The sequence below is a fragment of the Streptomyces sp. Tue6028 genome (assembly GCF_002300165.1).
GTDB lineage: Bacteria > Actinomycetota > Actinomycetes > Streptomycetales > Streptomycetaceae > Streptomyces > Streptomyces siamensis.
In genome coordinates this window covers 15,266-32,756 of record NZ_MLCE01000010.1, presented here as the reverse complement: position 1 = coordinate 32,756, position 17,491 = coordinate 15,266, and the positions used below count along the sequence as shown (strand labels likewise).

Below are 17,491 nucleotides of genomic sequence, written 5' to 3'. Positions count from 1 at the left end.
TGACGGGCGGTTACGGGGGCGTGCGGGTGCTCTCCTCGGTGTCGGCCTACGCGTCCGGCGCACGGCGGCCGCCTCGGTCGCGACCGTCGTGCGCCAGCGTCAGTACGTCACGGTGATGCGCCGGGCCGGGCCGTCCACCCGGACCGTGCCCCCGTAGGGGATGACGATCTGCGGATCGGTGTGCCCGAGGTCCACGTCGAACACGACCATCGTGTCGGGCGCGTACTGGTCGACGGCCCGCAGCACCGCCTCGCGCTGCTCCCGCGTGTAACGGGCCTTGGCGTCGGCGTCGTTGGGGTGCTCGAACGACCATGCCTTCGCACGGCCCATCAGCAGCGCCGGGAAGCGTCGCAGCAGACCGCGCTCGCCCATGCTGCGCAGGATCCAGAAGACGTCGTCCGCCTTCGGCATGTCCTCCGAGGTCTCCAGGAACAGCACATGACCCTCGTACACGGCGGGATCGCGGGCGATCTCCCGGTCGGCCATCAGCAGCCAGGAGAGGATCTCGATGTTGCCGCCCCAGGAGCGGCCCTCGACGATCCGGTCCGGGCGGTGCCACGTCCAGCCGCCGCCCGGCTCCGACGCGGGTTCGGACTCGAACGTCGCGGGGTCCTCCCAGGGGCCGTTGACGTCACCGAACCGGTCGGTGGAACGCACCTCGTACGGTCCCGAGGTGAACAGCGCGGCGCGGAGCGACTCCGCGGTCAGCGGATGCATCGCGACAGGGCGACCGAGTTCGCACATCACGCTGCCGCCGTGGTAGCCGACGATTCCGGCGTTCCACAAGTACGCGAGCAGGTTGGTGTTGTCGCTGTACCCGAAGAAGGGCTTCGGGTTCGCGCGGATCAACTCCCGGTCCAGCAGCGGCAGCACGGTGATCTGGTCCGCACCGCCGATGGACGAGACCACGGCCTTGACCGCCGGATCCGCGAACGCCGCGTGGATGTCGTCGGCGCGCTGCTGCGGCGTCGCCCCCATCTTGCGGGTGGTCGGATACTCGACCGGTTCCAGGCCGTACTCCGTGCGCAGTCGCTCCAGCCCCAGCTCGTAGGGGCGCGGGAAGAGTTCCGGCAGGCCCGCGGAGGGAGAGAGCACGGCGACGCGGTCGCCGGGCGAGGGCTTGGGGGGATAGCGAGGCGTCGTCATGACCGGAGGGTACGGGCCGTCGCCGCCTCGTCGCACCGTGATAAACCGGGTCCGAGCAGCGGTCCTCGACGGGCCGTGAACCTGGAAGGACCGGAGGAACCGTGCCCCGCACCCTCGCCAACGCCCCGATCATGATCCTCAACGGACCCAACCTGAACCTCCTCGGGCAGCGCCAGCCGGAGATCTACGGGTCCGACACCCTCGCGGACGTGGAAGCACTGTGCGCGAAGGCGGCAGCCGTGCACGGCGGCACGGTGGACTTCCGGCAGTCCAACCACGAGGGCGAGTTGGTCGACTGGATCCACGAGGCACGCCTCAACCACGCCGGGATCGTGATCAACCCGGCTGCCTACTCGCACACTTCCGTGGCGATCCTGGACGCGCTCAACACCTGTGACGGCCTTCCGGTGGTGGAGGTGCACATCTCCAACATCCATCAGCGCGAACAGTTCCGGCACCACTCGTACGTCTCGCTCCGCGCCGACGGGGTCATCGCCGGCTGCGGTGTGCAGGGATACACCTTCGCGGTGGAGCGGGTGGCGGCGCTGGCCGGGACGGGGAAGGCGGACGCCTGACCCAGGAGCGGGCGTTGGAGGCGGAGCACGCCGAGGACATGGGGCGCACTGACCCGCGTACGGTCACCCGAGTGTGCCGGGGCCGCCGGCCGAGGGCGGGGATCGAAGGCCGGCGGCCCGTTCCGCGCCGGAGCCGTCATCCCGCGCGGGGCTGGCTCCAGTGGACTGCACCAGTGACAGCGCCGGGAGCGCGCGCGTGACACCGGCGCGTGCGCTCGGTTCACACGGGGCGCGTGTTCAGGGCGCGCGCCCCTGTGCGTGGAGAGCACCGATCTGCGGGTCGCCCAGCGGCTCGGAAGCTCAGCGGCATCGCGCCCGGGGTCCCGGCCGCAGGCTTCGGGTCGTGCAACGGCCCGGCGCGTGACTCACCAGCCGCGCGCGTGCCACTCCGGCAGGTGGGGCCGCTCCGCGCCCAGCGTCGTGTCGTTGCCATGACCGGGGTAGACCCAGGTCTCGTCGGGCAGTGCGCCGAAGATCTTGGTCTCGACGTCGTGGATGAGACTCGCGAACGCCTTCGGATCCTTGCGCGTGTTGCCCACGCCGCCCGGGAAGAGGCAGTCGCCCGTGAACACATGGGGGTGGCCGTGCGGGTCGTCGTAGACGAGCGCGATCGAGCCCGGCGTGTGTCCCACCAGGTGGCGCGCGGTCAGCTCGACGTGTCCCACCCGGATCGTGTCGCCGTCGTCGACGGGGACGTCGGTCGGCACCGGGATGCCGTCGGCGTCGTCCCGGCCCGCGTAGGTGCGCGCGCCCGTGGCCGCCACGACCTCGGCCAGTGCCTGCCAGTGGTCGCCGTGCTGGTGGGTGGTGACGACGGACGCGATGCCGTCGTCACCGATCAGACCGATCAGCGCCGAGGCGTCGTTCGCCGCGTCGATCAGGAGCTGCTCGTCGGTGGCCCGGCAGCGCAGCAGATAGGCGTTGTTGTCCATCGGGCCGACCGCGATCTTGGAGATCATCAGGTCCCGCAGCTCATGCACATCGGCAGGGCCGCCGACCTTCACCGCTCCGCTGTACGTCATGGCGGCAGCCTATAGCGGGGGGACGGTGGGAAGCGCGTCGCCGCCGACGGTCAGCCCGGCGCCGTCACGGCGTCCCGCCAGCCAGCCGAGCAGAGCGGGCGCCGCACCGGTCACCGTGATATCGGGATCGCCCTGCTGGGCACGTCCCGTGCTCCACGCGCGCGTGCCGTCGGTGAGGCGGGTGGCCGGCACCTCGGGGTGGTCGCGGAAGCGGTCGGTGAGGAACTCGATCTCCCGTGCCACGAAATCCTCGGGGAGGTCTTCGAGCTCGTAGCCGATCCCCAGGTCCACGTGGTGCAGCTCGACCTCGATCCACCGCCGGAACGGAACCCGGGCAGCCGTGTCGGTGACCCCGTTGCGCAGCTCCACCGTGCGGGACCAGTCCGCGGGGACGGCCCCCGCGTCCTGGAAGCGGGCCGCGCTCGCCCGCACGTCGGCGAGCTGCGCGTCCACGGGCCGCGGCGCGTCCCGTTCGATGTCGGCGTCGCGCGCGTCGCCGGAGACGTACATGGGGCGTCCTTCGAGGACGTTCACCAGAGCGTCCGCGTTGCGGGCGAGGTGGGCGAGCACGTGGCCGCGGCTCCAGCCGGGCAGTCGTGACGGCTCGGCCGCGGAAGCGTTGTCCAGTTTGGTGGCTGCGGTGAGCAGTCGTTCGGTCGCGTCACGTACAGACGCCAGGTCGCGCGCATGATCAATCATGAGGTCGACCCTAGTCCCGCCACTCCTTCGGGTGAAGGTGGTCGACCGTCGCCGCAAATCGAATGTGCGTGCTATAAGCTCGGATGCGGCGTCGGGCATGCTGGAGGGCCCGGGATTGTTGTGAACCAGCGAATACCGACCGGCGCTGTCAGTGGCTCCCCCTAGTCTGAGAAAGACCGGGGCCTCGGCCCCTGTCACTTCTCTCAAGAAAGGTGCGGACCGGCGTGGCCGACCGTCTCATCGTCCGTGGAGCGCGCGAGCACAACCTGAAGAATGTCTCGCTCGACCTCCCGCGCGACTCGCTCATCGTCTTCACGGGCCTGTCGGGGTCGGGCAAGTCCTCCCTCGCCTTCGACACGATCTTCGCCGAGGGCCAGCGCCGCTATGTCGAGTCGCTCTCGTCGTACGCCCGGCAGTTCCTCGGCCAGATGGACAAGCCGGACGTCGACTTCATCGAGGGCCTCTCACCGGCGGTCTCGATCGACCAGAAGTCGACCTCGCGCAACCCGCGCTCGACGGTCGGCACGATCACCGAGGTCTACGACTACCTGCGTCTGCTGTTCGCGCGCATCGGCAAGCCGCACTGTCCCGAGTGCGGTCGCCCCATCACGCGCCAGTCGCCGCAGGCCATCGTCGACAAGGTCCTGGAGCTGCCGGAGGGGAGCCGCTTCCAGGTCCTGTCGCCGCTGGTGCGCGAGCGCAAGGGAGAGTTCGCCGACCTCTTCGCCGATCTCCAGACCAAGGGATACAGCCGTGCCCGGGTCGACGGCGAGACGATCCAGCTCACCGAGCCGCCCGCGCTGAAGAAGCAGGAGAAGCACACCATCGAGGTGGTCGTCGACCGTCTCACGGTGAAGGACTCCGCCAAGCGCCGTCTCACCGACTCCGTCGAGACGGCCCTCGGTCTGTCCGGCGGCATGGTCGTGCTGGACTTCGTCGACCTCCCCGAGGACGACCCCGACCGCGAGCGCATGTACTCGGAGCACCTGTACTGCCCGTACGACGACCTGTCCTTCGAGGAGCTGGAGCCCCGCTCCTTCTCCTTCAACTCGCCCTTCGGCGCCTGCCCCGAGTGCACCGGCATCGGTACGCGCATGGAGGTCGACCCCGAGCTGATCGTCCCGGACGAGGAGAAGTCCCTCGACGAGGGAGCCATCCACCCCTGGTCGCACGGACACACCAAGGACTACTTCGGGCGCCTCATCGGAGCCCTCGCGGACGCCCTGGGTTTCCGTACCGACATCCCGTTCGCGGGACTCCCGCAGCGCGCCAAGAAGGCCCTGCTCTACGGGCACAAGACGCAGATCGAGGTCCGCTACCGCAACCGGTACGGACGCGAGCGGGTCTACACCACGCCCTTCGAAGGTGCCGTCCCCTTCGTGAAGCGGCGGCACAGCGAGGCCGAGAGCGACGCCAGCCGCGAGCGCTTCGAGGGCTACATGCGCGAGGTGCCGTGCCCCACCTGTGAGGGCACGCGCCTGAAGCCGCTCGTCCTCGCGGTCACCGTGATGGACAAGTCGATCGCGGAGGTCTCCGCGATGTCCATCAGCGACTGCGCGGACTTCCTCGGCGAGCTGAAGCTCAACGCCCGCGACAAGAAGATCGCCGAACGCGTCCTGAAGGAGGTCAACGAACGGCTGCGCTTCCTGGTCGACGTGGGCCTCGACTACCTGTCGCTGAACCGCGCGGCGGGCACCCTCTCCGGCGGCGAGGCGCAGCGCATCAGGCTGGCCACCCAGATCGGCTCCGGACTCGTCGGCGTCCTCTACGTCCTCGACGAGCCCTCCATCGGTCTGCACCAGCGGGACAACCACCGGCTGATCGAGACGCTGGTCCGGCTCCGCGACATGGGCAACACGCTCATCGTCGTCGAGCACGACGAGGACACCATCAAGGTCGCCGACTGGGTCGTCGACATCGGCCCCGGCGCGGGCGAGCACGGCGGCAAGGTCGTGCACAGCGGCCCCTTGAAGGAGCTCCTCGCCAACGCCGAGTCGATGACCGGCCAGTACCTGTCGCGCAAGAAGGAGATCGCGACCCCGGACATCCGCCGCCCCACCGACCCGAGCCGCAGGCTCACGGTGCACGGCGCCCGGGAGAACAACCTGCGGGACATCGACGTGTCCTTCCCGCTGGGCGTCCTCACGGCCGTCACCGGCGTCTCGGGCTCCGGCAAGTCCACCCTGGTCAACGACATCCTCTACACGCACCTGGCCCGCGAGCTCAACGGCGCGAGGAACGTCCCCGGGCGGCACACACGCGTGGACGGCGACGACCTCGTCGACAAGGTCGTGCACGTCGACCAGTCGCCCATCGGCCGTACGCCCCGGTCCAACCCGGCGACGTACACCGGCGTCTTCGACCACGTCCGCAAGCTGTTCGCCGAGACGACCGAGGCGAAGGTCCGCGGCTACCTGCCCGGCCGCTTCTCCTTCAACGTCAAGGGCGGCCGCTGCGAGAACTGCTCCGGCGACGGCACCATCAAGATCGAGATGAACTTCCTGCCCGACGTGTACGTCCCGTGCGAGGTCTGCCACGGTGCGCGCTACAACCGGGAGACCCTGGAGGTCCACTACAAGGGCAAGTCGATCTCCGAGGTGCTCGACATGCCGATCGAGGAGGCCCTCGACTTCTTCGAGGCGGTCCCGGCGATCGCCCGCCACCTCAGGACGCTGAACGACGTCGGTCTCGGCTACGTCCGGCTCGGCCAGTCCGCGCCCACGCTGTCCGGTGGTGAGGCGCAGCGCGTCAAGCTCGCCAGCGAGCTCCAGAAGCGCTCCACGGGCCGCACGGTGTACGTACTCGACGAGCCGACCACCGGTCTGCACTTCGAGGACATCAGCAAGCTCATCTCCGTGCTGTCCGGCCTGGTCGACAAGGGCAACACGGTCATCGTCATCGAGCACAACCTCGACGTCATCAAGACCGCGGACTGGGTCGTCGACATGGGCCCCGAGGGGGGCAACGGCGGTGGCCTCGTGATCGCCGAGGGCACCCCCGAGCAGGTCGCCGGAGTCCCGGCCAGCCACACCGGCAAGTTCCTGCGGGAGATCCTCGGCGCCGACCGGATCAGTGACGCCGCTCCCGTGAAGGCCGTACGCAAGACCGCGGCCAAGACGGTGGCGGCGGCCAAGGCCACGACGAAGAAGACGGCCACGAAGGCGGTCAACAACACGGCCACCAAGAAGGCGGCCGCGGCGACGAAGAAGACGGCCGCCAAGAAGGCGACGCCCGCGAAGAAGACCACGCGGGCCCGCCAGGCCTGACCGGCTGACACCGGCCGGCGGCCTCGGCCTCGGCCCCGGCCGGTCGACCGGCGGTGGGAAGACCTTCCCGCCGCCGGTGCGGAGGCAGGCCGCCCCGCAGGCACGACGCCCGGCGGCCGAGTCCGACAAGTCCCCAGAAATACGGCGCCCCACGGGAACTCCCCGTGGGGCGCCGTCCGTTGAACAGTCAGCCGCCCTGTCCCTGCGGCTCGACGAACTGCATGTCCAACTGCACCTTGACAACATCACCGAGGAAACCGGTCCCGAAGTCCAGACCGAAGTCACTGCGCCGGATCTCACCCGTCGCCTCGAACCCGGCATGCCTGCGCTGGTCGGCGGGGGAGTCCACCACCCCACCGAACTCGACGGCGAGCGTCACCGGCCGGGTCACGCCCCCGATGGTCAAGTCCCCTTCCATCGACCACTCCTCGCCGTCGCCGAAGACCCGCGTCGAGGCGAAGGACATCGTCGGCCGCTTCTCGACGTCGAGCAGGTCGGCCGAGCGGGTGTGCGCGTCCCGGTCCGGGTTGCCGGTGTCGATGGAGGCCAGGGCGATCTCGGCGCCCACCTGGATGGCGTCGGCCGTCTCACCGACGTGGAGCGAGGCCTGCACGTCGGCGAAACGTCCGCGCACCTTGGCGATCCCGAGGTGGCGGATGGTGAAGTTGACCGCCGAGTGCAGCGGATCGAGTTCCCAGTCGCCGACGGACAGCGGCAGTGAAGCGTGCGTGGTGGCAGGGGAGTTGTCGTAAGTCATGGCACCACCGTGCGCGGCCGGAGGGAAAGGAGGGAGGCCGGGCGGATGGTGGTAGTGACAGGGCCACGATCCGAGGCCACGCGCGCTGTACGTTCGACAGGTGAGCGACAACGAACTGGGCACCTTCCTGCGCACACGACGTGAAGCGATCACACCCGCCCAGGCGGGGCTGCCGGCCGGCCCCCGACGCCGCACGCCGGGACTGCGCCGCGCCGAGCTGGCCACGCTCGCCGGAATCAGCGTCGAGTACCTCATCCGTCTCGAACAGGGCCGCGACCGCAACCCCTCGCCCCAGGTCCTGGGCGCGCTCTCCGACGCCCTGCAACTGCCCGTGACGGAACGGATCCTGCTGCGCCGGCTCGCCAAGGAGTCCGGTCACGACGCCATCCTCTGTTCGACGGCCGCGGCGCCCACCCACGCGGTACGCCCCTCCGTCCAGGCCATGCTGGAGCGGCTGGAACCCACCCCGGCCGTCCTCCTGAACTGGATCGGCGACATCCTGGCGTACACCAACGGCTATCGCCGCCTCACCGGGCCGCTGGGGATGCTCGACGGCCGGCAGCCGAACATCCTCCGGTACGTGTTCACCGACGAGCGGGCCCACACCGCTTTCACCGACTGGGACCAGGTCGCCGACACACAGGTCGCGCACCTGCGGCACGAGGCGCCCCTCCAGGACCCCCATGTCGCCGCCCTGGCCGACGAGCTGACCGTCACGGCGGGAGCCCGCTTCGCCGACCGGCTCGCCGCGGTACCGGCCATGCCCCGTCGGGCCGGGATCGACCTCGTCACCCACCCCGAGGTCGGACCGCTGCGGCTGTCGTACGAGACGCTCGCGCTGCCGGACGACGGTCACCGTATGGTCGTGCACCTGCCCGCGGACGAGGCCACGGCCGCCGCGCTCGACCGGCTCGACGGCCGGCAGCCGGGCGCTCTGCGGGCGGTCGGCGGCTGAACGCGTCCCGTCACAGGCCGCCGAGCTCGGACGCGTACGGGGGTTCGGCCCCCGCGCGCGAACACGTGATCGCCGCGGCGCGGGCCGCGAAGCGCAGCAGCCGGGTCCAGTCGTCGGGGCCCAGTTCCGTCAGCGCGGCCGGTGACAGGGCGTCCCGGGCGGCCAGACCGTGCAGCAGCGCCGCGTTCACCGTGTCGCCCGCGCCGATGGTGTCCACGACCTCGACCGGCTCGCCGGGCACGGAGAGTTCCCGGCCGTCGCGGGTGAACACGGTCAGCCCGTCGCCGCCGCGGGTGATCACCACGGCACCGGGGCCGGACGCCAGCCACTCGCGCGGGGTCCCGCCGAGCCATTCGGCGTCCTCCTGCGAGAGCTTGAGGAGCGACACGGACGGCAGCCAGCTCTTGAACCGGGCCCGGTAGGCGTCCGGGTCGGGGATGAGCACGGCCCTGATGTTCGGGTCGAGCGCGGTGAACACGCCGCGCGCGGCGGCGGCCCGCATCAACTCCTCGTACGCGGTCGCGCCCGGCTCGAGGACCAGCGAGCACGTACCGAAGGACACCGCCTTCGTGGCGTCGGGGAGCCCGTCGGCTGCCGAGAAGAGGCGGTCCGCCGTGCCTTCGACGTAGAAGGAGAATCCCGCCGAGCCGTCCGGGCCGATCGTCGCGACGGCGAGCGTCGTCGGCTCCGCGCCGCGCTGCACGAGGGAGACGTCGACGTCCGCCTCGCGCAGCCCGCCCAGGAGCGCCTCGCCGAAGGCGTCGTCCGAGACGCGGGAGCAGAAGGCGGTGGGGGAGCCGAGGCGGCCGAGGGCCACCGCCGTGTTGTACGGTCCGCCGCCGAGGCGCGGCAGCAGGCCCACGAGGGCGCCCGCGCCCTGCGGTACCAGATCGATCAGGGCCTCACCGGCGACGACGATCACGACTCGGGTCCTTTCCTGTGGTGCTCGGGCTCGGGGGAGTTTTCGGGGCAGCCGCACGAGGTGCGGTGGACGAAGGAGGCCGGCAGCCGGAGGGTGCGGTCCGCCCGCTGGGGGGACGCTAGCCGGTCCAGCAGCAGACGTACGGCCTGGGCGCCGATCTCCTTGCTGGGCTGGGAGATCGCGGTCAGCCGCGGGGTGAACAGGTCGGCCCACGCGAAGTCGTCGAAGCAGCACAGCGCCAGGTCGTCCGGCACGGACAGACGCAGGCCGCGCAGGGCTCGCAGAGCACCGATGGTCATCGCGTTGTTGGCGGTGACGAGCGCGGTGGGCGGTGCCGGGAGTGACAGCAGGCCGCGGGTGGCCTCCTCGGCGGCGTCCGCCTGGGAGTTGCCGTGGGCCACGAGCCGTTCGTCGTGGGGGAGCCCGGTCTGTGCGAGGCCGTGCCGGTAGCCGGTGATCCGCTCGGTCGTGGTGCTGAGCCCGGGAAGGCCCGCGACCAGGGCGATGCGCCGGTGCCCCCGCTCGGCGAGGTGGGTGACCAGGTGCGCCATGGGCTCGGTGTTCTCCGTGCACACCTGGTCGAAGTGAAAGGAGGAGCCGGCGGGGGAGTCGACGAGCCGGTCCAGGAACACGGTGGGCACCTCGTGCTGCGCGAGGTGACGCAGCAGCCCCTCCGGCTTCGCCGAGGGCGCGATGATCATGCCGTCGACACGTCGTTCGTGCAGCAGCTGGACGACCTTGCGCTCGTGCTCCGGGTCGTCGTGCGGATCGGCGATGAGCAGGCTGTAGCCGTGCTGGAGGGCGCCGGCCTCGACGCCCTGGAGGATCTCCGTGAAGTACGGGTTGCTGATCGCCGACACCGCGAGCCCGATGGACCGCGTACGGGAGGTCACCAGCGAACGGGCCAGGGTGTTGGGCGTGTACCCGAGCTCGTCGATGGCGTCGAGGACGGCCTGGCGCGTCGCGGGCAGTACGGGGCGCGTGGCGTTGAGCACGTGCGAGACGGTCGCGATGGACACGCCCGCGCGCCGAGCCACATCGACCATCGTCGCCATGGCGTTCCCTCCGCCGGTTGCCGGTTCCTAGCCGGGGAACGTATCTCATCCGCGGCGGCACGTAAACGCTTACGCAGGGATGCGCGTAAACGTTTACGCACGGGTGTCTGTCCCGGCGCTCGCCGCGGCGCCGGCTCCGACCTGCCCCGGCTCGGGCGGAATGACCGGTACCGGTATCGTCGACGAACGACGCATCGCGTCCGTCGAGGCGGCCCAAACGGCCCGAAGCGTGCCCGGGCGCGCTCGCGCGCCGAAGGAAGGGACGCACAGGGCTCGCTCCATGCCCCCCGATGCCCTTCGAGAACGCCCTCGACCAGTGGAGATGCCATGCCTGGCCGTCCGTCCCCGAGCCGCCGCACCGTGTTGCGGGGAGCCGCGACAGCCCCGGTCGCCGGATTCGCCCTGACCGCCTGTTCCGGCGGCGCGGGCGGCGCGGCCCCCGCGACACCGACCGCGCCGGTCGAGCTGGGCGCGGAGAGCGAGATCGCCAAGGGCGGCGCCAAGCTGTACCGGGATCACAACGTCGTGGTCAGCCGTGCCGAGGACGGTTCGCTGAAGGCGTTCAGCACGATCTGCACCCATGCCGGGTGCCCCATCAACAAGCTGGAGGGCACGACTCTGACGTGCCCGTGCCACGGCAGCGAGTTCGACGCCGCGACGGGCGAGGTGCTGCACGCGCCGGCGACCGTGCCGCTGAACGAACTGTCCGTCGAGGCCAAGGGCGGGAAGATCGTCGCGGGTCCGGACGCCTGAGCCGGCGCCCGGCCCGCGTCACTCCCAGTCCCAGCCGATCCCCACGATCCCCGACCGCACACGCGGCTCGACCAGATGCACGGAACGGTGGTGACCGCTCATCGTCAGCTCCTGGCGGCCGCTGCGCGGAGCGGCCGCCGAGTGCTGCGTGAAGCGGTGGCAGCGCACGGGCAGGGCGTCCTCGGCGAACCGCACCTGGAGCGCGTACTGCCCGCCCGCGAAGCCGAACCCGCGCACGTACTCGGTGGACGCGCCGGCCGTGCCGTCGTCGAAGCCGTAGCGGAAGAGGAACGTGTCGCCGGCGCGCAGGCGTGTGTCGAAGAGCAGCTCGGCCACGAGCAACCCGGTGTCGTGGTGCCGGCGCACCCGCCCCGTACGGCAGTTCTCCAGGGCCCGCACCGTCATTCGCTCGGGCACGCAGCCCGGATCGCCGTGGTGGATCGCGACATAGCGGTCCACGCCGTCCCTGTGGGCCCGCACTATGTGGTGCGATTCGCGGCCGAGCAGTTCGCGGTACGCGCCGATGTGCACGCGTTCGTGGTGGCCGATGGTGTGCAGTCCGCCGTCGAGCGGTGACTCGAGCTCGGCCAGCAGCTGCTCCTGGACGCTGGAGGCCGCCACCAGGGAACGGTAGGTGCGGCCCGCGGGGCGTTCCGGGCCGGATCGTTCGTCGGCCTCGGCGAGCAGCCGGATCAGCGACTCGTCCGGAAGCCGCAGGATCTCCTCCAGGGCGCGTACGGCCCGCAGGGACTCGGGGCGCTGCGGGCGCCGGGCGCCCTGCTGCCAGTAACTGAGGCTCGTCACCCCCACCTTGACCCCGTACCGGGACAAGTGGTGCTGCACGCGCTGGAGGGGGAGGCCGCGGGCGGTGATGGCGGCGCGGAGCGCGACGTGGAAAGGGCCGCCCCGCAGGGCCGTCTCCAGTTCCGCCGCGGCGGTGTCCGCCTGCTGTGTGCCGTACCGCATGCAGGGGCCTTTCTGTGAATGTTCACAACGGCTGGTCAGGCCGTTCGTGTGGGGCGCAAGGGTCGCCAGGTCGGCGCATGGGAGCCCGTTCACACGCAAGTGCAGCCGTTCACGCCCCGAGTTCCCCCGCATTGAAGCGTGTTGACCAAGCCGCGACAACACCTGATGCTCAACATGCTCCACCGCGGCGTCCGGAGCGCTCCTCCACTCCTCACCCCCCACCCGGGAGCATCGCGATGCGCCACAGCGTGCTGTGCGTGCTTGCCGCGCGCACGGAACACACCGACCCGGCGGTCGTCGTCGCGTCCGTCATCGCGGGCGTCGGCGCGTTCGTCGCCCTCGTCCTCAGCGCTGTGCGGGCCGTGCGCCGAAGACGCCGCTGATCTCCGGGGCCTTGGCCGCTCCCGCCGCAGGCGCGGCGGCCCTCCGTCGACCACGCCGAGACAGCGGTCGCACGCGTGTCGTCCCCGTCGGCCCTAGGGGGAAGCCTCCTAGTCCTCGCGCCCCAGCAACTCCCTCACCGCCCGCGCCGAAAGTGCCGACTTGTGGAGGAAGCCGCGGGCCGCGCTGGCCACGACGAGTTCCTGGAAGTCCTCCAGGGCGTGCGTCGAGATGAGGATGACGGACGGCACGGTGACCGCGAGCCTGCCCGCGACCTCGAAGCCGTTCTCCCCGTCGAGGTCGATGTCGACCAGCGCGACGTCCGGAACCAGCTCACCGGCGCGCGCGACGGCGTCCGCGCCCGTGGAGGCGGTGCCGACGACCTGCATCCCGCCACGTTCCAGCAGGGCGCACGCGGCCTCCAGGAAGTGGGCGCTGTCGTCGACGAGGAGACAGCGCATGGACATGCGGACAGCTTCCCAACAGGCCGGGCCCGCGCGCGTTCCGGCTACCCGGAAAGTGCTGAAGTCCTGTGCCGGAAAAGCCGATTCGTGTTCACGCAAAGCATCCGGTGCGTCACGCGCGGTAGCATGTCCGTGCCCTGGAGTGGCCCTGTCCCGTCGGCCGGATGGGGGTGCTCGATGACGTCACTCCGAAGCGACAACCACGGGATCGCGCCCGCCGTCGCGCGGCGACGCGCCGGCGGCACGGCACTGCCGGCAGATGAGGTGCCCATCGCCGCCCTCCCGGCCGGTGGGCCATGAGAGCGGGCCCCCGGTACCGGACACGCGAGGCCCGCGCCCGGTACCGGGCGTGCGAGAGAGCCCGCACCCGGCAGGGGCTGCGCGACACGGCCCGCACCCGGCACCGGACGCGCGAGTCCACGGTCGGGCCGCCGCTGCTCGCACGAGTGAGGGTGGGCACCAGGCTGACGCTGCTCGTCCTGCTGCCGGTCGCCGCGCTGCTCGCCTGCGCGGTCGTCCCGGCCCTGGCCCGATGGCACGAGACACGCACTCTGGAGCAGTACCGGGTCGCGACGCAGGTGTCCTTCGCGACGGCAGGGCTCTACGAGGCGGTCGCCCGGGAGCGTCTCGCGGAGGTCCTCGTCCGGACGGTCCCGGACCGGGCCGGTCTGTCCGCCGAACGGACAGCCGCCAGGAACGCCACCGACCGAGCCCTGGTCGCCGCTCGGGGCGCCACAGCACGGGACGGCGTGGCGCGGCGCGGGGGCCGGCCCGACATGCTCCGCGTCCTCGACTCCGTGCGCGGTCGACTACGAACCACCCGGCTGGAGCCGGGCGACGGGGCCGGTGCGTCGCTGCGCGCCGAGCAGCGGTACGCGGCCGTGACGACGCGTCTGCTCGACACCGTCGGCCGCCTCGTCTCCGGCCGGCCCGCGTGGGCCTCGCGTCGATCCGCCGACGCCTGGACGGCTCTCCTGGGCGCCGTCGAGGCCGCCGAACGCGAACGCGCCCGACTCGCCGTCCTGCTCGCCGCGCAGGGCCCGGGCCCGTACACCGGGCTTGTCGACGGCTGGCCCGCCCTGGAGGCGGCTCGGCTCGACGCCTTCCGCCGGGCGGCCTCGGGGCCGCTGCGCGAGCGTCTCTCGGCGGCGCTCGAACAGCCCGCGGGGCGCACCGTGCGCGCCTTCCGGGAGGCTCTCGTGGACGCCGCCGACTCCGGCACACAACTCCCTTCCTCGGACCGCTGGCCGGAGGCCTCGGCCGACCGGCTCACCGCCCTGCGCGGGGTCGCCCACGCCGCGGCGGCCGAGCTCGCCGACGACACCGCCAACGACCTGGCCGACGCCCGGGAGAGGAATGAGCGCCAACTCGCCCTCTTCGCAGGGGTGCTCTGCGCCGTCCTCGTCCTTACCCTGGCCCTGCGCCGTTCCGTCGTGCGGCCGCTGACCGAGGTGTCCCGGGGCGCCCGGGCCCTGGCCGACGGAGACCTCTCGTACGAGGTCCACCACCGGGGGCACGACGAGATCGGTGTCGTCGCCGACAGCCTGCGCGAACTCCACCTCACCAGCACGCGGCTCACCGCGGAGATCCGCGCCATGAGCACCGCGATCGACGACAACCGCCTCGGCCACCGCGCGGACGTCGCGGCCTTCCAGGGGATCTGGGCCCGGCTGCTGGACGACATGAACGCCACCATGGCGGCCTTCGCCGCCGGGCACGGCAGACGCCGCAGGGCCGAACGCGAACTGGCGAGCGTCTTCAACCTCTCCCTCGACCTGCTGTGCATCTGGGGGACCGACGGCCGCTTCAAGCGCGTCAACCCGGCCTTCGAGCGGACTCTGGGCCACGGCGCCGCGACGCTCTCCGGCACGTCCTGGACGGACCTCGCCCACCCTGAGGACCGGGCACGCACGCGTGCCGCCCTCGACCGGCTGGCCGAGGGCGTCGCGCTCGCCGAGTTCGAGAACCGCTGCGTGCGCGACGACGGCACCGAGGTCTGGCTGCAGTGGAGCGCCCGCCCGGTGACCGGCGAGGGACTCGTCTACGCCGCCGCCCGCGACGTCACCCGGACCCGCCGCGCCGACCGCGAGCAGGCCGCGCTGCGCCGCGTCGCCACCCTGGTCGCCCGTGGTGATCCGCCGCGCGAGGTGTTCTCCGCGGTCGCGCGCGAGGTGGGACTCGTCCTGGGCACCGGGGCCGTCGCCGTCCTGAGGTACGGGGCCGACGGCGGCGCCACGGTACTCGGCTCGGCACCGGGGGCGGTGCCCGCGCCGGGGCCGGCAGCCGGGGTGGTCCCCGCGTTCGGCCCGGCATCCGGGACGGGCCCCGCGCCCGGCCCACTCCCGGCCGACGGTGCGGGCGGTGCGGGCGGTGCGGGCGGAGCAGGTGGTGCGGACGGAGCAGGCGGTGCGGGCGGCGCGGGCGAGGAAGCGGCGCGCGTCGTGGCCTCGACCCGCCGGGCGGCCCGCGCGGGACGCTCGGTCGGTGCGCCGATCGTCGTCGACGACCGTCTGTGGGGTGCCGTCGTCGCGGCCCCGACGGGCCCGGAACCCCTGCCCCCAGGCACCGAGCACCGGCTTGCGGACTTCACCGAGCTCGTCGCCACCGCGATCGCCAACGCCGACAGCAGGGACCAACTCACGGCGTCACGCGCGCGCGTGATGGCCGCCGCGGACGCCTCCCGGCGGCGGATCGAGCGCGACCTGCACGACGGCGTGCAGCAGCGACTGGTCACGCTGCGGCTGGGGCTGCGGATGGCCGAGTCCCTGACGGACGGCCGGCCCGCCCCGCTCGCCGAACAGTTGGCGTACCTCGGCAAGGGCCTGGACGACGCCTTCGAGGACCTTCTGCGGATCTCGCGGGGCATCCACCCGGCGATCCTCTCGCAGGGCGGCCTGGGTCCCGCGCTGCGAGCCCTGGCCCGCCGTTCCGCCGTCCCGGTGGAACTGGACCTGCGGCTGCCCACCGCCCGACTCCCGGAACGGACCGAGGTCGCCGTCTACTACGTGACCTCCGAGTGCCTCACCAATGCCGTCAAGCACGCGCACGCCACGGTCGTACAGGTGGAGGCCCACGCGTACGACGACGTCCTGACGGTGTCCATCCGTGACGACGGCACAGGCGGGGCCGAACCGGGCGGCGGCTCGGGGCTGATCGGGCTGATCGACCGTGTCGAGGCGATCGGCGGCAGGCTCGCGGTCGGCAGTCCGCGGGGGAGCGGCACCACCGTGACCGTCCGACTGCCGCTGCGGGACCCGCGGCCCGAGAGCCCGCGGCACCCGGAGCTCCCGGCGACCACGGACACCGCACGGAGCACCCCCGCCGCGGAGCCGGGGAAGAGCCCCGGATAGCCGGGCGGCCAGCCCCATCCCACGCGCACCTGCCGACCTGCGGCAGGGAGGAGTACGGGCGTGGGAGCGCGGACATACCGACAAGGGGCCGCTGACGCGGCGGCGTCGGACGCGGACGCGCCGCCGGGTACCGCGGGCGTACCGGCCCACGACACGGGCGTACCGGCCCACGACACTCACCCACCGCCGCACGACAGGGGCATTCACGCGCGCGTACCGGCGGACACGGACCGACCACCGTCATCCCTCGGTCCGTGTCCGCCGCGTATCTCCCGCAGCCCTTCGGCCGTGCCTGGCCGCCCCTCGCCCGGAGCGGCCGGCCCTTGCGTCGGCACTGCTACGAGCATCGCCGCGGAAGTCCCCGGTGTCGTCATGGGCAGCCCCCAAAGCCCCTTCCCGCTAGCCGTAACACCGTGGGTCCGGGACGCTGTCGGGAACGCACCGCACCAGCCCGTCGGACCCGCGGTCCGGCCTGGGACGGGCAAGGGGGCCGTGACCATGGACGCAGCGCAGCAGCCCGCGCGGGGACGGATCGTGCTCGCCGACGACGACGTCCTGCTCAGGGAGGGCCTGGCGAGCCTGTGCGAGCGGGCCGGTTACGAGGTGGCCGGTCAGGCGGGTGACGCCGCGCGGCTCCTCGAGCTGGTGGACGACCGGCGGCCCGACCTGGCGATCGTCGACATAAGGATGCCTCCCGACCACTCGACCGAGGGCCTCAAGGCCGCCCGCACGATCCGTGAGCGCCACCCGGCCACCGGCATCCTGGTCCTGTCGGCCTACGCCGAGGTCGAGGACGCCCTGGAGTTGCTGGCCGGCGGGCACAAGGTCGGCTATCTCCTCAAGAGCCGGATCACCGTCGTGGAGGAGTTCACCGAATCGCTAGACCGGATCCACAAGGGCGGCTCCGTCGTCGACCCCTCGCTGGTCCAGGAGCTCTTCTCGGCGCGGCGGCGCGACGATCCGCTGTCGTTGCTCAGCACCCGGGAACGCGAAGTCCTGGCGCTGATGGCCGAGGGCCGCTCGAACGCCGGGATCGGCCGTCGGCTGTGGGTCACCGAGGGCACGGTCGAGAAGCACGTCCGCAGCATCCTGGGCAAGCTGCGGCTTCAGGAGGACACCGACGACCACCGCCGGGTCCTCGCGGTGCTGACGTTCCTGGAGTCGCGCTGACGGGGCGGCG

Annotated in this window: 15 protein-coding genes; 7 read left to right on the top strand and 8 right to left on the bottom strand. The window is 72.0% G+C overall.

Translation table 11 applies throughout. From position 1 onward, the window contains the following. Positions 1 to 99: 99 nt before the first annotated feature. Positions 100 to 1,146, bottom strand: coding sequence for a S66 family peptidase (locus tag BKI49_RS08315; protein ID WP_095933568.1), 1,047 nt, complete (start codon positions 1,144 to 1,146; stop codon positions 100 to 102). Between the two features lie 101 nt (positions 1,147 to 1,247). On the opposite strand from BKI49_RS08315, the gene aroQ reads away from it, so the two are divergent. Next, positions 1,248 to 1,721 carry a type II 3-dehydroquinate dehydratase gene (gene aroQ / locus BKI49_RS08310; protein WP_095933567.1) on the top strand — a complete coding sequence of 158 codons (474 nt, stop codon included), beginning with the start codon at positions 1,248 to 1,250 and terminating at the stop codon, positions 1,719 to 1,721. A 365-nt stretch (positions 1,722 to 2,086) separates the two neighbouring features. On the opposite strand, the gene BKI49_RS08305 is transcribed toward aroQ, so the two are convergent. Both BKI49_RS08305 and BKI49_RS08300 read right to left on the bottom strand, forming a co-directional pair. Beyond that, positions 2,087 to 2,743 (bottom strand): MBL fold metallo-hydrolase, encoded by a 657-nt coding sequence (locus BKI49_RS08305; RefSeq protein ID WP_095933566.1) that lies wholly within the window; start codon positions 2,741 to 2,743, stop codon positions 2,087 to 2,089. 9 nt (positions 2,744 to 2,752) lie between these two features. Beyond that, on the bottom strand, positions 2,753 to 3,442 hold the full coding sequence (locus BKI49_RS08300; protein WP_095933565.1) for a maleylpyruvate isomerase family mycothiol-dependent enzyme: 690 nt from the start codon (positions 3,440 to 3,442) through the stop codon (positions 2,753 to 2,755). Between the two features lie 224 nt (positions 3,443 to 3,666). Here BKI49_RS08300 and uvrA point away from each other — a divergent pair, with 224 nt between their 5' ends. After that, positions 3,667 to 6,708, top strand: coding sequence for an excinuclease ABC subunit UvrA (gene uvrA / locus BKI49_RS08295; protein WP_095933564.1), 3,042 nt, complete (start codon positions 3,667 to 3,669; stop codon positions 6,706 to 6,708). Positions 6,709 to 6,895: 187 nt separating this feature from the next. On the opposite strand, the gene BKI49_RS08290 is transcribed toward uvrA, so the two are convergent. Beyond that, entirely contained in the window at positions 6,896 to 7,465 is a 570-nt protein-coding gene (locus BKI49_RS08290; RefSeq protein ID WP_095933563.1) for a YceI family protein, read from the bottom strand. A gap of 100 nt (positions 7,466 to 7,565) precedes the next feature. On the opposite strand from BKI49_RS08290, the gene BKI49_RS08285 reads away from it, so the two are divergent. Continuing rightward, positions 7,566 to 8,420 carry a helix-turn-helix domain-containing protein gene (locus BKI49_RS08285; protein WP_095933562.1) on the top strand — a complete coding sequence of 285 codons (855 nt, stop codon included), beginning with the start codon at positions 7,566 to 7,568 and terminating at the stop codon, positions 8,418 to 8,420. A gap of 10 nt (positions 8,421 to 8,430) precedes the next feature. On the opposite strand, the gene BKI49_RS08280 is transcribed toward BKI49_RS08285, so the two are convergent. Next, positions 8,431 to 9,342, bottom strand: a complete 912-nt coding sequence (locus BKI49_RS08280; RefSeq protein WP_095933561.1) for a carbohydrate kinase family protein — start codon at positions 9,340 to 9,342, stop codon at positions 8,431 to 8,433. Beyond that, the gene (locus BKI49_RS08275; protein WP_095933560.1) at positions 9,339 to 10,397 is read right to left on the bottom strand and encodes a LacI family DNA-binding transcriptional regulator; all 1,059 of its coding nucleotides are present in this window, start codon (positions 10,395 to 10,397) and stop codon (positions 9,339 to 9,341) included. Before BKI49_RS08275 ends, BKI49_RS08280 begins: the two co-directional genes overlap by 4 nt. Positions 10,398 to 10,724: 327 nt before the next feature. Between BKI49_RS08275 and BKI49_RS08270 the strand changes: the two genes are divergently transcribed. Further along, positions 10,725 to 11,150, top strand: coding sequence for a Rieske (2Fe-2S) protein (locus BKI49_RS08270; protein ID WP_095933559.1), 426 nt, complete (start codon positions 10,725 to 10,727; stop codon positions 11,148 to 11,150). A gap of 18 nt (positions 11,151 to 11,168) precedes the next feature. On the opposite strand, the gene BKI49_RS08265 is transcribed toward BKI49_RS08270, so the two are convergent. Next, a complete protein-coding gene (locus tag BKI49_RS08265) occupies positions 11,169 to 12,116 on the bottom strand; it encodes a hypothetical protein (RefSeq protein ID WP_095933558.1) in 948 nt (315 codons plus the stop codon). 236 nt (positions 12,117 to 12,352) lie between these two features. Here BKI49_RS08265 and BKI49_RS35205 point away from each other — a divergent pair, with 236 nt between their 5' ends. Then, complete coding sequence (locus tag BKI49_RS35205) at positions 12,353 to 12,499, top strand: hypothetical protein (protein ID WP_179332367.1); 147 nt, start codon at positions 12,353 to 12,355, stop codon at positions 12,497 to 12,499. A gap of 108 nt (positions 12,500 to 12,607) precedes the next feature. Here BKI49_RS35205 and BKI49_RS08260 read toward each other — a convergent pair whose 3' ends face one another. Then, a complete protein-coding gene (locus tag BKI49_RS08260; RefSeq protein ID WP_095933557.1) occupies positions 12,608 to 12,964 on the bottom strand; it encodes a response regulator in 357 nt (118 codons plus the stop codon). A gap of 449 nt (positions 12,965 to 13,413) precedes the next feature. Between BKI49_RS08260 and BKI49_RS08255 the strand changes: the two genes are divergently transcribed. Together BKI49_RS08255 and BKI49_RS08250 are read left to right on the top strand one after the other, a co-directional pair. After that, positions 13,414 to 16,311, top strand: coding sequence for a PAS domain S-box protein (locus tag BKI49_RS08255; RefSeq protein ID WP_257004662.1), 2,898 nt, complete (start codon positions 13,414 to 13,416; stop codon positions 16,309 to 16,311). A gap of 498 nt (positions 16,312 to 16,809) precedes the next feature. Continuing rightward, the gene (locus tag BKI49_RS08250) at positions 16,810 to 17,481 is read left to right on the top strand and encodes a response regulator transcription factor (RefSeq protein WP_095933555.1); all 672 of its coding nucleotides are present in this window, start codon (positions 16,810 to 16,812) and stop codon (positions 17,479 to 17,481) included. The last annotated feature ends 10 nt before the right edge of the window (positions 17,482 to 17,491 follow it).

Excerpts from the sequence above, each read along its gene's own strand:
- BKI49_RS08315 (WP_095933568.1), bottom strand. The coding sequence starts at position 1,146 with ATGACGACGCCTCGCTATCCCCCCAAGCCCTCGCCCGGCGACCGCGTC.
- BKI49_RS08305 (WP_095933566.1), bottom strand. The coding sequence starts at position 2,743 with ATGACGTACAGCGGAGCGGTGAAGGTCGGCGGCCCTGCCGATGTGCAT.
- BKI49_RS08300 (WP_095933565.1), bottom strand. The coding sequence starts at position 3,442 with ATGATTGATCATGCGCGCGACCTGGCGTCTGTACGTGACGCGACCGAA.
- BKI49_RS08290 (WP_095933563.1), bottom strand. The coding sequence starts at position 7,465 with ATGACTTACGACAACTCCCCTGCCACCACGCACGCTTCACTGCCGCTG.
- BKI49_RS08275 (WP_095933560.1), bottom strand. The coding sequence starts at position 10,397 with ATGGCGACGATGGTCGATGTGGCTCGGCGCGCGGGCGTGTCCATCGCG.
- BKI49_RS08270 (WP_095933559.1), top strand. The coding sequence starts at position 10,725 with ATGCCTGGCCGTCCGTCCCCGAGCCGCCGCACCGTGTTGCGGGGAGCC.
- BKI49_RS08265 (WP_095933558.1), bottom strand. The coding sequence starts at position 12,116 with ATGCGGTACGGCACACAGCAGGCGGACACCGCCGCGGCGGAACTGGAG.
- BKI49_RS35205 (WP_179332367.1), top strand. The coding sequence starts at position 12,353 with ATGCGCCACAGCGTGCTGTGCGTGCTTGCCGCGCGCACGGAACACACC.
- BKI49_RS08260 (WP_095933557.1), bottom strand. The coding sequence starts at position 12,964 with ATGTCCATGCGCTGTCTCCTCGTCGACGACAGCGCCCACTTCCTGGAG.
- BKI49_RS08250 (WP_095933555.1), top strand. The coding sequence starts at position 16,810 with ATGGACGCAGCGCAGCAGCCCGCGCGGGGACGGATCGTGCTCGCCGAC.